This is a genomic window from Rugamonas rivuli, from assembly GCF_009380165.1.
Taxonomy (GTDB): domain Bacteria; phylum Pseudomonadota; class Gammaproteobacteria; order Burkholderiales; family Burkholderiaceae_D; genus Rugamonas; species Rugamonas rivuli.
Genome location: NZ_WHUF01000003.1, coordinates 133,359 through 147,387, shown reverse-complemented (window position 1 = coordinate 147,387; position 14,029 = coordinate 133,359). Strand labels below are relative to the sequence as shown.

Here is a 14,029-nt window from a genome sequence, read left to right as displayed (position 1 = left end):
TATCACGAATGCAAACGACGCACAAGCTGTTGTCGTGTCAGTCCAACGCTGGCTGCACCGATTCCACGCCGACGGTTGCGCTGCCTTCGGCCAGTCGCAGGTTCAGGGTGCTGCGCGGCTTCAGCTGCGCCGGCGCGCGCACGATGGCGCCCTGGTCGTCGGTGACGATGGCATAGCCGCGTTCCAGCGTGCGCTGGGGATTCAGCAGCTCCAGCTGCGAGGACAGGGCCGCCAGCGCATCGCGCCGCTGCGCCAGTTGCGTGGACACGCTCATCGTCGCGCGGTGCTGGAAGTCCGACAGCCTGGAACGCGCCGCCGTCACATCCGGCTTGCGCGCGCCGAGGCGGCCGCTCAAGCGGTCCAATTGAAAGCGCGCCTGCGACAGCGGGGCGCGGTTCGCATGCGTCATCGCTGTCGATAGCGCCAGCAGCTTGAGGCGCTGCTGCTTGATCTGCGCGCCGGGGCTGAGCAGGCGGCGCGTGTAGTTGTCCAATGTCTGGGATGCTTCGCCCGCGCTGCGCCGCATCGCGCGCCGCAGGTCGATCACGTCGGCGCGCAGGGAGGCCATCCAGTCCGCTCGTGGCGTGACGGCCAGTTCGGCGGCGGCGGTCGGCGTGGCGGCGCGCAGGTCGGCGGCGAAGTCGCAGATGGTGAAGTCGGTCTCGTGGCCGACGCCGGAGATCACCGGCATGCGGCAGTTGGCCACTGCGTAGGCCACGTCTTCATCATTGAACGACCACAGGTCTTCGATGCTGCCGCCGCCCCGGCAGACGATCAACACGTCGCAGTCGTTGCGCAGCGAGGCGGTGTCGATGGCGGCGGCGATCTTCTCGCCCGCGCCCTGGCCCTGCACCGGCGTCGGGTACAGCACGATGTGCACATGCGGCGCGCGGCGTTTGAGCGCGGTGAGCACGTCGCGCAGCGCCGCCGCCTGCGGGCTGGTGACGATGCCCACGGTGCGCGGGAACAGCGGCAAGGCGCGCTTGCGCTCCGGGTGGAACAGGCCGGCCGCGTCGAGCTTCTCTTTCAGGCGCTGGAAGGCTTCGAACAGCGAGCCGACGCCGGCCCGGCGTATCGCCTCCACATTGATCTGGTAGTCGCCGCGCGCACTGTACAGCGTCACCAGCGCCCGCACTTCGACCCGGTCGCCCTCGCGCGGCACGAAGCCGGCGTATTGGGCGCGGCCGCGGAACATCACCGCGCGCACCTGGGCCGCGTCGTCCTTCAGCGTGAAATACCAGTGGCCGGAGCTGGCCCGCGTGAAGTTGGAGATCTCGCCGGAGATCCACGTGAGCGGGAAGCTGCGCTCCAGCAGCCGCGCCACCGCCTGGTTGAGCGCGCTGACGGTGATGACGGGGGCTGCGGCGGGGGCGGGTTCGTGGTGGTCGTCGAAGTTCATAAATTTCAAAAATGGAAACTATCCACACTCTGTGATTTTGGTAACACAGCGGTCACAGAGCATCTAAAGCGGTAAGTATTATAGGTAGGTATATGATTTTAAAGGGTAAACATTTCTGCCGTATTTGCGTGCAGCGAGGAAAAACCCTTACGGATCAAGTACTTTGCCTTAGCCACCGGCAGTTACGCACAAAGTTATCCACAAAAGATGTGTGAAACTTTTGTGAGCGATAGCTATTTTCTTCTTGTTGATTTTATCATGCTTAAAATTTACGCAGAGAAAGTATATTGTGACAAATCAATGACTTAAGTATTGATCTAGGGTATTACGCACACTTTTATCCACAGAAGATGTGCAAAACTTTGGACTTGCCCCCAGGTGCCGCTTTGCCGTGAATGAGGGTATCGAGGTCGTCCGCACCTTCGGCCGCCGGGGCTGGGGATAAAAAACCGCTTGCTTCATTTTTGCGCAGGGCAATAAAAACGATATAAATCAATGACTTTGATAACGTCGGACAGCCTTGCTAACAATCTTATCCACACAAAATGTGCAGAAGTGCCTGCTTTTCCACGATAGGCGGATCTTATCGGTAGCGAACTCGGCTGTTGCGGTGGAAAACCCGGGTTGCACTGGGAAAAGCGGTCAAAAGAGCTGGTCTGCACGGTTTTTACTCACGGCAAAAATTCCCTTATAAATCAACGATCTTTCACTATGTGGGAGGCGTTGCTAACAATCTTATCCACATTAAGTGTGCAGAAGTCCACACCCATACCAGTGCCGGGCGAGGGCGATTTTGGCGATTTTTCCCTGCGCTTTTTTTACGCATGGAAAAAATACCCTTATAAATCAATGACTTTGTATACAGTGGAGCTCCTTGCTAACAATCTTATCCACATTTTTTGTGCAGAACTCCACATGGCCCGCGACTTAGCCACTTTTGGTGGCCGAAATTATTGGAAAGGCAAGGCTTGTGGCGTGGATCAGGTCATATGCCAGATTTTTACGCACGGAAACAATATCGATTGAAATCAAGGACTTGGATGGTCATCGTATGCCTTGCTCACAATCTTATCAACAGAATATGGGCATAACTGGGCACAACTTTTGCTGGGCAAAAAGCGGGCCCGGCTGTGCAAACTGCGTCATTTTTGAGCTTTGGAATTATCTTCTTTAAAATCAATGGCTTGAATGGGCTAGGTGGGCATTGCGCACACAATTGTCCACAGAAAATGTGCAGAACTCCACATGGTCGTACGATGACTGCTGTGCGGCAGCGCTCCGGCTGCCATCCACCACTTGCCGTGGACGGCCCAACAAGATACATTGCGCCTTCGGGTGTTTATCTAGACAGGAGTTCCTTTTGCTCGCCATATTACAAGCCGCCGGTTGGCCTATCTGGTTGTTGCTGGTTGCATCGATCGTCGCGACCGCGCTGATCATCGAGCGCTTGCTGTATCTGCGCCGCAGCAAGATCCTGCCTAAAAAATTGCTGGACGAAGTGGTGCAGGTCTACCGCAGCGGCAATATCACGCCCGATGTGATCGACAAGCTGGAAAAGAGTTCGCCGCTGGGCGTGGTGCTGTCGGCCGCGCTGCGCAACATCGATTCACCGCGCGAAGTGATGAAGGAATCCATCGAAGAGGCCGGCAGTGGCGTGGCCCACATGCTGGAACGCTTCCTGACCACGCTGGGCACCATCGCCGAGCTGGCTACCTTGATGGGCCTGTTCGGCACCGTGGTCGGCATGATCGAGATTTTCGGTTCGCAGACCGGCACCGGCGCCAATCCTACCCAGCTGGCGCATGGCATTTCGGTGGCGCTGTACAACACCGGCTTCGGTATCGCCATCGCCATGCCGACCATGGTGTTCTACCGCCACTTCCGCGCACTGGTCAACAGCTTCGTCATCGAGATGGAGCAGCAGGCGGTGAAGTTTGTCGACCTGGTCCACTGCAAGCGCAAGTAAGGACGGGCCATGAATTTCCGCAAGGGACAAAGCCGCGAAGATCCGCACATCAACCTGATCCCGTTCATCGACGTGCTGCTGGTGATCCTGATCTTCCTGATGGTGACGACCACTTACAGCAAGTTCACCGAGCTGCAGATCACGCTGCCGACCGCCGACGCGCAGAAGGCGGCCGACAAGCCGTTCGAGCTGAACGTGACGGTCGACGCCAAGGGCAACTACACGGTCAATGGCGAGCCGGTGTCGTTCCATGATGTCGCCGGTTTTGCGCAGGCCATGAAGGCTGCGGCCGACAAGGGCGGCATGGCCGGCAAGTCGCCGGTGGTGATCGTCAACGCCGACCAGTTCGCGATGCACCAGATGGTGATCAACGTGATGGAAGCGGCGCGCATCGCCGGCTACGACAAGCTGACCTTCGCCGCGCAGACCAGTGGCGCAAAATAATATGTGACCGCTCGTCATTCCCGCACACGCGGGAATCCATAGAACGCTGGCTCAGGACGTTCAGCATGGATTCCCGCTTTCGCGGGAATGACGGCGGTTGATCAAGGTTCTGAATTGCCAAATCAATCTCCCTCCAAATCGTCGGCGCTGGAAACCACGCTGACGCGTAACTGGCTGCGGCGCGGGCCGCTTGTCTGCGCCTTGTGGCCGGTATCGCTGCTGTTCCGCGCGCTCAGCGGCCTGCGGGCGGCGCTGTTCCGTGCCGGCGTGCTCAAGTCCTCGCGGCTGCCGGTGCCGGTGGTCGTGGTGGGCAATATCTACATCGGCGGTACCGGCAAGACGCCGCTGACCATCTGGCTGGTGCAGGCACTGCAGGAGGCCGGCATGACGCCGGGCGTGATCTCGCGTGGCCACGGCAGCGACGGCGTGCACGGCCGCGAGGTGGTTGCCGCCTCCACGCCGGAGCAGGTCGGCGACGAACCGCTGTTAATCAAGCAGCGCACCGGCTGTCCGGTGATGGTGGGGCGCGACCGTGCAGTCACCGGCCGCGCGCTGCTGGCCGCCCATCCCGAGGTGGACATCCTGCTCACCGACGACGGCCTTCAGCACTACGCCTTGCAGCGCGACGTGGAAATCATCCTGTTCGACGGCCGTGGCGCCGGCAACGGCTGGCTGCTGCCGGCCGGCCCGTTGCGGGAGCCAGTCTCGCGCCGGCGCGATTTCACCGTCATCAACGCGCCGCTGTTGACCGAGGAACTGGTGCGCAACGTCGGCGGCCGGGCTATCCAGATGACGCTCGAAGGCCAATACGCCGAACAACTGATCGACCGCTCGCAGCGCCGCTCGCTCGCCAGCCTGGCCGGCACCGACCTGCGCCTGGCCGCTGCGGCCGGCATCGGCAACCCGTCGCGCTTTTTCGGCATGCTGAAGGCCGCCGGCCTGGCTATCGCCGAGCTGCCTTTGCCCGACCATCACGACTTCCAGGACCGCCCGTTTGCCGCGCTCGATGCAGACCTGATCTTGATGACCGAGAAGGATGCAGTAAAATGTGCGCAAATTGAAGAACTCAGAGGCGACCCGCGACTATGGGTCGTCCCGGTGACGGCGCGCATCGATGGCGCGCTGGCCGACCAAATTGTGGAGAAATGTCGTGGACGCTCGTTTGCTTGATATCCTGGTATGCCCGGTCTGCAAAGGCCCCCTGGAGTACGATAAGAAAGCCCAGGAAATGATTTGCAAGGGCGATCGCCTGGCCTATCCTATCCGCGACGGCATCCCCATCATGTGGGCCGACGAAGCGCGCACGCTGCAGGACAAGGCGGAATAAGCAGTGTCCTTCATCGCCATCATTCCGGCCCGCCTGGCCTCGACCCGGCTGCCGAACAAGCCCCTGGCCGACCTGGGCGGCAAGCCCATGGTGGTGCGCGTGGCGGAGCGCGCGCAGCTGGCCGGCGCCGCCCGCGTCATCGTCGCCACCGACCATGAAGACATCCGCGCCGCTTGCGAGCAGCACGGCGTGGAAGTGTGCATGACCCGCGCCGACCATCCGTCCGGCACCGACCGCATCGCCGAAGTGGCGCGCGCGCTGAACTTGCCGGCCGACGCCGTCGTCGTCAATCTGCAGGGCGACGAGCCGCTGATCGACCCGGAACTGCTGCAGGCGGCCGCCTCGCGCATCAGCGCCGAAGTGCCGATGTCCACCTGCGCCCACCCGCTGCACGACGCCGCCGACGCCTTCAACCCGAACGTGGTCAAGGTGGTGTTGGACAAGACCGGCCGGGCCCTCTATTTTTCGCGCGCGACCATACCCTGGCATCGCGACGCCTTTGCGCAGTCCAAAGAAGTACTGCCCGCCGCTTACGTGCCGCTCCGTCACATCGGACTGTACGCCTACCGCAACGACTTCCTGCAAGCCTACCCGGCGCTGGAAGTGTCGCCGCTGGAAGCCATCGAAGCACTGGAACAGCTGCGCGTGCTGTGGCACGGCTATCCCATCGCGGTCCATGTGACCGACTCGGCCCCGGCGGCCGGGGTGGATACGCCGGAAGACTTGGCCCGCGTTCGGCAGTTCTATTGATTTGTGTCAAAGGATGCGTCAGCCAGCAGTCAGTTACAACTGATATAACGAAGACAACGGTGCGATATTCATACGGAATATCGGGCCGTACCCCGGTTTCGCCAGCTAAGAACGGTTCAAACCGTCACAAATTGGCGTTGAGACGAAGTTTTGTGGTAAGTTTCGTACGATCCAATACCAACTAACCCACATCCATATCTGTTTTAGGAATTTTTCATGCGTCTTATTCTTTTAGGAGCACCAGGTGCAGGCAAGGGCACCCAGGCTAATTTCATCAAAGAAAAATATAACATCCCGCAAATCTCCACCGGCGACATGCTGCGTGCTGCGATCAAGGCGGGTTCGGAATTAGGCCTGGCCGCCAAGAAGGTGATGGATGAGGGTGGTTTGGTATCGGATGACATCATCATCGGTCTGGTCAAGGACCGTCTGACCCAGCCGGATTGCGCCAACGGCTACCTGTTCGACGGCTTCCCACGCACCGTGGCCCAGGCCGACGCGATGAAGGACAGCGGCGTCAAGGTCGACTACGTGCTGGAAATCGCCGTGCCGGACGAATCGATCATCGAACGCATGGATGGCCGTCGTTGCCACCCGGGTTCGGGCCGCGTGTACCACGTCAAATTCAATCCGCCTAAAGTCGAAGGCAAGGACGATGTCACCGGCGAAGACCTGGTGCAGCGTGACGACGACAAGGCAGCGACCGTCAAGAAGCGCCTGGACGTTTATCACAACCAGACCGAAGTGCTGCTGGGTTACTACAATACCTGGGCACAATCGGGCCAGCCTGGTGCGCCGAAATACCGCCGCATCGAAGGCGTCGGCCCCGTCGAGCAAATTCGCGACAGCGCATTTGCCGCGCTGGCGAAATAAGCGTTAAAGTAGAGCGGACCGAGTGTCCGCTTTTTTTGCGCCTAAAATCGGCTGGATGCCATCCCGTTTTATGAAGTGTTGCAGTTCGCAGGTTTAGTTGGCTGCGCTTGCCTACCCGGCGGGCGTTGGTTTTCTGAAGTGTGGGTTTGTAGGCTCGATCAATAAAAATAAGGGGACACTATGGCAGCTAGTCTTTGGTTTGCAGTTGCGTGCGGCGTTATCGCCGTGATTTACGGTTTATGGTCTCGTAGCTGGATTTTGCGACAGGACGCGGGCAACGCCCGCATGCAGGAAATCGCACTGGCCATCCAGCAGGGCGCCGCCGCTTACCTGGCCCGCCAGTATCGCACCATCGGCATCGTCGGCGTGGTGCTGCTCATCCTCATCGCTGTCTTACTCGATATGCACACCGCGATCGGCTTCCTGATCGGCGCGGTGCTGTCCGGCGCCTGCGGCTTCATCGGCATGAACGTCTCCGTGCGCGCCAATGTGCGCACCGCGCAGGCGGCCACCAAGGGCATGAACGAGGCGCTCGACGTCGCGTTCAAGGGCGGCGCGATCACCGGCATGCTGGTGGTCGGCCTGGGCCTGCTGGGCGTGGTGCTGTTCTATCTGTTCCTGGTCGGCGTGGCGCCGGGTGCGCCGAATCCGCCGCTCAATCCGCACGATGTGATCAAGCCGCTGATCGGCCTGGCCTTCGGCGCGTCGCTGATTTCGATCTTCGCCCGTCTGGGCGGGGGCATCTTCACCAAGGGCGCGGACGTCGGCGCCGACCTGGTGGGCAAGGTGGAGGCGGGCATCCCCGAGGACGACCCGCGCAACCCGGCGGTGATCGCCGATAACGTCGGCGACAACGTCGGCGATTGCGCCGGCATGGCGGCCGACCTGTTCGAAACTTATGTGGTGACGCTGATCGCCACCATGCTGCTGGGCGCCTTGCTGATTACTTCCGCGCCGACGTCGGCCATCATTTATCCGCTGCTGCTGGGCGCGGTGTCCATCATCGCCTCCATCATCGGCTGCTCGATGGTCAAGGCCAAGCCGGGCAAGAAGATCATGTCGGCGCTGTACACCGGCCTGTGGTGGGCGGCCGGCCTGTCGCTGATCGGCTTCGCCGTGGTGACGTGGCAGATCTGGCCCGATGAAGCCATGCGCATGAAGATGATGGGCTGCACCGTGGTCGGCATCGTGCTGACCGGGCTGATGGTCTACATCACCGAGTACTACACCGGCACCGATTTTGCGCCGGTCAAGCATATCGCCGAAGCGTCGACCACCGGCCACGGCACCAACATCATCGCCGGCCTGGGCGTGTCGATGAAGTCCACCGCCTATCCGGTGCTGGCGGTGTGCGCGGCGATCCTGGTGTCGTACCAGCTGGGCCAGTTGTATGGCGTGGCGATCGCGGCCACCGCGATGCTGTCGATGGCCGGCATCGTCGTGGCGCTGGACGCCTACGGTCCGATCACCGACAACGCCGGCGGCATCGCCGAGATGTCGGGCATGCCGGAATCGGTGCGCGCGATTACCGATCCGCTGGACGCGGTGGGCAACACCACCAAGGCCGTCACCAAGGGCTATGCGATCGGTTCGGCCGGCCTGGCTGCGCTGGTGCTGTTCGCCGACTACACGCACGCGCTGGAATCGACCGGCAAGAGCATCACCTTCGACCTGTCGAATCCGATGGTGATCGTCGGCCTGATCATCGGCGGCCTGATACCCTACCTGTTCGGTGCGATGGCGATGGAGGCCGTGGGCCGCGCCGCCGGCGCCGTGGTGGTGGAAGTGCGCCGCCAGTTCCGCGACATCAAGGGCATCATGGATGGCACCGGCAAGCCGGAGTACGACAAGGCGGTGGACATGCTGACCGCGTCGGCGATCAAGGAAATGATCATTCCTTCGCTGCTGCCGGTGGTGGTGCCGATTGTGGTCGGCATGCTGCTGGGGGCGGCCGCGCTGGGCGGCATGCTGATGGGGACCATCGTCACCGGCCTGTTCGTGGCGATCTCGATGACCACCGGCGGCGGCGCCTGGGACAACGCCAAGAAATACATCGAAGACGGCCACTTCGGCGGCAAGGGTTCGGATGCGCACAAGGCGGCCGTCACCGGCGACACCGTGGGCGATCCGTACAAGGATACGGCGGGTCCGGCGGTCAACCCGCTGATCAAGATCATCAACATCGTGGCCTTGCTGCTGGTGCCGCTGCTGCCTGCGTCGGGCTGGCTGGCGGTGAGCGTCGCCGTGCCGGCGCCGCTGGCCGCGCCCGCGACCTCGACGATGGCGCCGCCGGCGATGATGATGGCGCCAGCCGTGGCGCCGCCTCCGCCGGTGGATTCGACCATGGCCCCAGCGCCTGCCTCCGCACCGGATTCCGCTTCCCCTCAAGTTAAATAAAAGATACTATTGCGCCCAAGGCAAGACGATGCGTCGTCTGCCTTGGGCCTTTCTTTTTTTATTTTCCCGAGACCACCCCCATGAAGAAAATGCTGTCTGCGCGTCAGGCTGTCCTGCTGTCGTCCCTGCTGTTGACCGCCGGCGCCGCCAGCGCCGATACGGGACTGTCCATCTCCAATACGAAAACGAGCAATGACGGCACCTATGTGTACTACGAGTTCGACTACACCGGCACGCCCAACTTTGTCCGGGTGTTTATCGACACCGACACGAATGCCGCCAGCGGCTACGCGAAGGGCGACATCGGCGCGGAATTCATGATTGAAAATGGCGTGCTGTTTAAGTATTCAGGCTCAGGCAAGAGCGACTGGAAGTGGCAGGTTGACGATACCAACAACGGCCGCATCGCCGGCTATTGGGTGGGCAACGGCAAGGCCAAGTTAATGGTCAAGCGCAGCAGCATCGGCGCGGACGTGTCAGCCGGCCAGGCGGACAACCTGGTGTTCGACATCCAGGACGCCTCCACGTCCCGAAGCTCCGACAAGCTGCCGTATGTCTATTCCCGCGTGACGGTGCCGACGCTGGAACGATTCGAGCTGGTCACGTCGGATGGCCTGCAGCAAGGTGCGCAAGGCGACCACGCCTGGTCGCCCAACAATGACTGGGGCGGCCATATGTCGCGTGTCGTCACCACCGCGGACGGTACCGTGTACATGCTGAACCTGGTGCTGACAGGTGAGGGCGGCGTGCAGGAAGGCTGGCAGTTGCGGAAACGGACGCAGGCATCCGGCACATGGGAGGCGGTGGCATCGGGCCCGAGCCTGGATGAAGCGCACTTGTTACTGTCGCCGATAACCGGCAAGGTATATGTCATTGCCCATCCTGACGGAAAACCTGCGATCGGGGTGGAGCCGTCTTTCACGATGCAGGCGATCCCCGGCGGCTGGAGCCAGCTGACGCGCAGCCAACGGCACTACGGCAACGCCGGCATAGGGGAAAATGGACAAATATGCTTGAAGGCGTCGTCGGAGGGACGAGACACCGGCGATACCTATACCCAATACAACTGTACGAAGGAGACGCAGGGGGAGCCGACCTTTGCGGAGGGAACGTTTGATTCCCAATACATCCGTGATCGGTCGGTGTATGACTATATTTTCCCTGGCGTGGCGAATTCGCTGTTTTTCACCTCGTCGCAGCTGGACCTGACGAAGGAGATTGCCGGGTACCCCCGTTACACTGGCAATAGCTATGTGTTCAATGGCGTGAAGGGATTTGTCTTCCCCAGCGGGCGCACATGGGAGGTAATGGAGCCGCTCGGCGTAAACGACAAGCCAACGGCGACGGTGGCGCCGGAGTTGCAGCAAATAGACGCCTACGTGGACACCAAGGGACGGGCGTTTTCCATTGCGTTGAAACATACGACGGACGGCAATTCGCCTTGGATAGGGAACAGCTACGATTTGTCGGTTACCGATCCTGTGACGGGACGTGGCATCTACCAAGGAACGCTGAAGGGACTGACTACCGGAAGCGGGCACATCGTGGAAGATGCCCACAAAAATCTCTACCTGATCTGGAGCTGGGTGTTCAATTCAACGGTTCTGAAGGTCTTTCAGCTGAACGAGGGCACCGATGCCGCTGGTGCGCCCGCTTTCTCCCTCACTCTGGCCGCCGATTTGACCAACAGTTTTGCGCCGTTCGACCGGGGCTGGCAGCAGATGGCCTACGCCGCCGCCACTTCGCGGGCGTTGTACCTGGCAAGCCCGCGCGGCGGAACCGCGCGCAGCGGCTCGGTCGATGGCTACCTGAATGCCTGCGCGACCGAATTCGATGCTCCGGTGGTGGTCAATGGACAGATGCAGGCAAGGCCGGGTTACAAAGTGGCCAAGTGCTTTGGAGATGAAAACAAGGGCCAAATGAAACTGATATATTTCCGTATCCGCTTGCCTGACTAAGGTTACGAATTGTTTCATTCGCTTCCCTCCGGTGCTACACCTGCTATTAATGAAAGGTGTAGCACTACGCGAGGTGATGCCATGAATATGTTGAAACCGGCGCTGACGCTGGCCTTCCTGTTGGGAGCACTGGCCAGTCCCGATGCCTGGACGCAAGGGCGCGGCCATGGAGGAGGCGGCCACGGCTACCATCACGGACATGGTCATGGCTATGTCCGTGGCGGCATCATTGTCGGCGCACCGTTGTATTGGCCGCGCTACGGCTACTTCGATCCCTACTACGACCGCTACTACTATCCGCCCGGCTACTATGTCGGCGCTCCGCTGTACCTGCCGCCTGCCGACGAGCCGTCGTTGCCCAGAAGGCTGTACTACTGCGGCAACCCGCGCGGCTACTTCCCGAACGTTGGCGCTTGCCTGGTGCCATGGCGCGTGCTGACGGCGACCGTGGCGCCGTCGCCATGACGCCGCGCACCGCGCTGTTCCTGGCTGCGCTGGTTGCAGCGCAGGCGACTGCCCAGTCGCCCGTGGCCGTTCCGGGCATTAGCCGGGACGTCACCTCCGCCGAGCTGCGGGATTACGCCCGGCTACCGGTCTGCACGCTCAGTGCGGACGGCAAGCGCCTGGCCGTTGAACCCTGCCGCACCGCGCCGGCGCGCGTACCGATGCCGCGTCGACCGGTGCCGTTGACGATACAGCGCATGCCCATCGTCAAGCAGGCGCCGCAAGTGGCGATGCCGTCCGCGCCGCCGACTCCATCGATGCAAACCTTGCTCAACCCGCCCAATGCCCCGCAAATGCTGAGTGGCTGCGGCCCCACCGGCTGCTACGACGCCAACGGCGCCCACATCAACAACGCCGGCCCTGGCACCGTCGTCTCACCGTCGGGCAAGCTCTGCCACCGCAACGGCGCGTTGATGCAATGCTGAGGCGCTGACGGAGCTCCCCGGTGCGTTCGGGCTCCAGGGAAATTGCAGCCTTTGTTTGATCGAATCGATATCCGCCCCCTAGGCGGCGGGCTCCGCCGATGCCATAGTAATCGGGTTGCCCCGTCCTTTTCGATCAAACCATCTGATGAACATCCACTTGAGCGACGTGCAAGATGATCCGGCGGCCGGTTGGCCCGTGGTTGTCGATCTCGATGGGACATTGACGCCAACCGATACGCTGCTTGAGTTGCTCATCCAGCTCGTCAAGCAGTCGCCGTTCAACTTGCTGCGCCTGCCTTTCTGGTTCCTGAAGGGGCGTGCAGCTTTCAAGGAAACGGTCTGCTCCCGTACAACGTTCTCCGCAGCCCGCTTACCATACCACGAGGCGCTGCTGGCCTATCTTCACGATGAAAAAAGCAAGGGACGCCGGATCGTCCTCGCCACGGCAGCGCATCAATCCATCGCCCAACGCGTCTCCGACCATCTCGCCTTGTTCGACGATGTGCTTGCTTCTGACACAGGCCGCAATCTCAAGGGCAGGGCCAAGCTGGAGGCGATACAGGAAAAGGTTGGAACAGAGTTTGTGTACGCCGGTGACAGTCGCGCGGACATCCCCATTTGGAACGCGGCGCAAGCAGCCATTTTGGTGGGAGTCTCTGCCGGCCTGGCGAAATCCGTCCGACAACGCAGCACAATCGAGCAAGAGTTTCCGAAAGAATCGATACGCCTGTCCACGTGGGCGAGGGCATTGCGCGTACACCAGTGGCTGAAAAACCTGCTGTTGTTCGTGCCCCTGCTGACCGCCTTTTCGTTCATGGATCTTGGGAAGCTTGCGACGATAGCGCTGGCCTTCCTGTCCTTCTCGTTTGCCGCGTCGGCAACCTATCTGGTCAACGATCTGTGGGACTTGGAAAGCGACCGCGCTCATCCCCGAAAAAAACACCGCCCCTTCGCTAGCGCCAAGATACCGATTCTTACGGGGCTTGCCGTCGCAGGGGCCTTGCTGGTGCTGGCATTCATGCTGGCGCTGGTCGTGTCCCAGGCGTTCTCTCTCATGCTGCTCTTGTACGTGGTCCTTACCAGCACCTACAGCTGGATGTTCAAGGAATACGTGCTGATAGACGTGATCATGCTGTCGCTCCTCTACACCTTGCGCATCCTTGCCGGCTCTGTGGCCATCGCCGTTGTCACCAGCGCCTGGCTGTTGGCCTTTTCGGTGTTCATGTTCTTGAGCCTGGCATTGGTGAAGCGCTGCTCCGAATTGATCTCACTTGAACAGAACGGCAAGGCCGCCGCACGCGGCCGCGATTACCGGGTGACGGACTTGGCGGTGTTGTGGCCGCTGGGCGTAGCGTCCGCCATGTCCGCAGTCGTGGTCTTCGGGTTGTTCATCAATGCTCCCGACACCCAATCCCGCTACGCGACACCCAACTTGTTGTGGCTCGTGGCCGTCGGGTTGATTTACTGGCTGGCCCGGCTTTGGATCAAGACCTCGCGCGGGGAGATGCACGACGATCCCGTGATCTATGCCATCAAAGACCGTGGCAGCCGGAACACCGTCATCGTCATGGGCATCACGATGATCGTCGCGCACTTTCTCGTGTTGGATGGAGTGTTATGAATACTCTTCTGACTGCCATCGTGAGCATCGCGTTCTCTGTCGCCGCACAGTTTGCCTTGAAGGCGGGCATGTCCAGCGCGGAGGTGAGGGAGGTCATGGCACAGCCACTGGCGCTGCGTACCATCGTCACGGTGTTTTCAAACAGCTTCGTGCTGGGCGGCTTCTTCCTGTATGGGCTTGGCGCCATGGTCTGGCTTGAGGTGTTATCCAAGTGGGATATCAGCAAGGCCTATCCCTTGGTTGGATTGGGCTTCGGACTCACGGTCGTCGTCGGCTTGCTGGCAGGGGAGCAGGTGACGATGCTGCGCACCGCCGGGGTTGCGCTGATTTGTGCCGGGGTTTTTTTAGTCAGCAAGAGCTAGGTG

General features: G+C 61.1%; 14 protein-coding genes. 13 read left to right on the top strand and 1 reads right to left on the bottom strand.

Features of this window, described 5'->3' with window-relative positions:
• Positions 1 to 37: 37 nt before the first annotated feature.
• Positions 38 to 1,399, bottom strand: coding sequence for an exodeoxyribonuclease VII large subunit (gene xseA, locus GEV01_RS11030; RefSeq protein WP_152804266.1), 1,362 nt, complete (start codon positions 1,397 to 1,399; stop codon positions 38 to 40).
• A gap of 624 nt (positions 1,400 to 2,023) precedes the next feature.
• Here xseA and GEV01_RS11025 point away from each other — a divergent pair.
• From GEV01_RS11025 to GEV01_RS10965, 13 genes are all read left to right on the top strand, one after another.
• Positions 2,024 to 2,425 (top strand): hypothetical protein, encoded by a 402-nt coding sequence (locus GEV01_RS11025; protein ID WP_152804264.1) that lies wholly within the window; start codon positions 2,024 to 2,026, stop codon positions 2,423 to 2,425.
• A 334-nt stretch (positions 2,426 to 2,759) separates the two neighbouring features.
• Positions 2,760 to 3,365 carry a MotA/TolQ/ExbB proton channel family protein gene (locus tag GEV01_RS11020; protein WP_008446341.1) on the top strand — a complete coding sequence of 202 codons (606 nt, stop codon included), beginning with the start codon at positions 2,760 to 2,762 and terminating at the stop codon, positions 3,363 to 3,365.
• Between the two features lie 9 nt (positions 3,366 to 3,374).
• Entirely contained in the window at positions 3,375 to 3,809 is a 435-nt protein-coding gene (locus GEV01_RS11015; protein WP_152804262.1) for an ExbD/TolR family protein, read from the top strand.
• An 87-nt stretch (positions 3,810 to 3,896) separates the two neighbouring features.
• Positions 3,897 to 4,979 carry a tetraacyldisaccharide 4'-kinase gene (gene lpxK, locus GEV01_RS11010; protein ID WP_152804259.1) on the top strand — a complete coding sequence of 361 codons (1,083 nt, stop codon included), beginning with the start codon at positions 3,897 to 3,899 and terminating at the stop codon, positions 4,977 to 4,979.
• Positions 4,960 to 5,136 carry a Trm112 family protein gene (locus tag GEV01_RS11005; RefSeq protein WP_008446346.1) on the top strand — a complete coding sequence of 59 codons (177 nt, stop codon included), beginning with the start codon at positions 4,960 to 4,962 and terminating at the stop codon, positions 5,134 to 5,136. Before lpxK ends, GEV01_RS11005 begins: the two co-directional genes overlap by 20 nt.
• A 3-nt stretch (positions 5,137 to 5,139) precedes the next feature.
• A complete protein-coding gene (gene kdsB / locus GEV01_RS11000) occupies positions 5,140 to 5,886 on the top strand; it encodes a 3-deoxy-manno-octulosonate cytidylyltransferase (RefSeq protein WP_328595488.1) in 747 nt (248 codons plus the stop codon).
• A 216-nt stretch (positions 5,887 to 6,102) separates the two neighbouring features.
• Positions 6,103 to 6,759 carry an adenylate kinase gene (adk, locus tag GEV01_RS10995; RefSeq protein WP_008446350.1) on the top strand — a complete coding sequence of 219 codons (657 nt, stop codon included), beginning with the start codon at positions 6,103 to 6,105 and terminating at the stop codon, positions 6,757 to 6,759.
• Positions 6,760 to 6,939: 180 nt separating this feature from the next.
• Positions 6,940 to 9,156: a sodium-translocating pyrophosphatase gene (locus GEV01_RS10990; protein ID WP_152804255.1), complete on the top strand. Its 2,217-nt coding sequence runs from the start codon at positions 6,940 to 6,942 to the stop codon at positions 9,154 to 9,156.
• Between the two features lie 80 nt (positions 9,157 to 9,236).
• Positions 9,237 to 11,114 carry a hypothetical protein gene (locus tag GEV01_RS10985; RefSeq protein ID WP_152804253.1) on the top strand — a complete coding sequence of 626 codons (1,878 nt, stop codon included), beginning with the start codon at positions 9,237 to 9,239 and terminating at the stop codon, positions 11,112 to 11,114.
• 81 nt (positions 11,115 to 11,195) lie between these two features.
• Positions 11,196 to 11,579 (top strand): hypothetical protein, encoded by a 384-nt coding sequence (locus tag GEV01_RS10980; RefSeq protein ID WP_152804251.1) that lies wholly within the window; start codon positions 11,196 to 11,198, stop codon positions 11,577 to 11,579.
• Positions 11,540 to 12,043: a hypothetical protein gene (locus GEV01_RS10975; RefSeq protein WP_235914329.1), complete on the top strand. Its 504-nt coding sequence runs from the start codon at positions 11,540 to 11,542 to the stop codon at positions 12,041 to 12,043. Before GEV01_RS10980 ends, GEV01_RS10975 begins: the two co-directional genes overlap by 40 nt.
• Positions 12,044 to 12,188: 145 nt before the next feature.
• A complete protein-coding gene (locus tag GEV01_RS10970) occupies positions 12,189 to 13,664 on the top strand; it encodes a UbiA family prenyltransferase (protein WP_152804249.1) in 1,476 nt (491 codons plus the stop codon).
• Positions 13,661 to 14,026, top strand: a complete 366-nt coding sequence (locus GEV01_RS10965; protein WP_152804247.1) for a DMT family transporter — start codon at positions 13,661 to 13,663, stop codon at positions 14,024 to 14,026. Before GEV01_RS10970 ends, GEV01_RS10965 begins: the two co-directional genes overlap by 4 nt.
• Positions 14,027 to 14,029: the final 3 nt, after the last annotated feature.

Coding starts and splice junctions, on each gene's coding strand:
- GEV01_RS11015 (WP_152804262.1), top strand. CDS start 3,375: ATGAATTTCCGCAAGGGACAAAGCCGCGAAGATCCGCACATCAACCTG.
- xseA (WP_152804266.1), bottom strand. CDS start 1,399: ATGAACTTCGACGACCACCACGAACCCGCCCCCGCCGCAGCCCCCGTC.
- GEV01_RS10990 (WP_152804255.1), top strand. CDS start 6,940: ATGGCAGCTAGTCTTTGGTTTGCAGTTGCGTGCGGCGTTATCGCCGTG.
- GEV01_RS10985 (WP_152804253.1), top strand. CDS start 9,237: ATGAAGAAAATGCTGTCTGCGCGTCAGGCTGTCCTGCTGTCGTCCCTG.
- adk (WP_008446350.1), top strand. CDS start 6,103: ATGCGTCTTATTCTTTTAGGAGCACCAGGTGCAGGCAAGGGCACCCAG.
- GEV01_RS10970 (WP_152804249.1), top strand. CDS start 12,189: ATGAACATCCACTTGAGCGACGTGCAAGATGATCCGGCGGCCGGTTGG.
- GEV01_RS10975 (WP_235914329.1), top strand. CDS start 11,540: ATGGCGCGTGCTGACGGCGACCGTGGCGCCGTCGCCATGACGCCGCGC.
- GEV01_RS10980 (WP_152804251.1), top strand. CDS start 11,196: ATGAATATGTTGAAACCGGCGCTGACGCTGGCCTTCCTGTTGGGAGCA.
- lpxK (WP_152804259.1), top strand. CDS start 3,897: ATGACGGCGGTTGATCAAGGTTCTGAATTGCCAAATCAATCTCCCTCC.
- GEV01_RS10965 (WP_152804247.1), top strand. CDS start 13,661: ATGAATACTCTTCTGACTGCCATCGTGAGCATCGCGTTCTCTGTCGCC.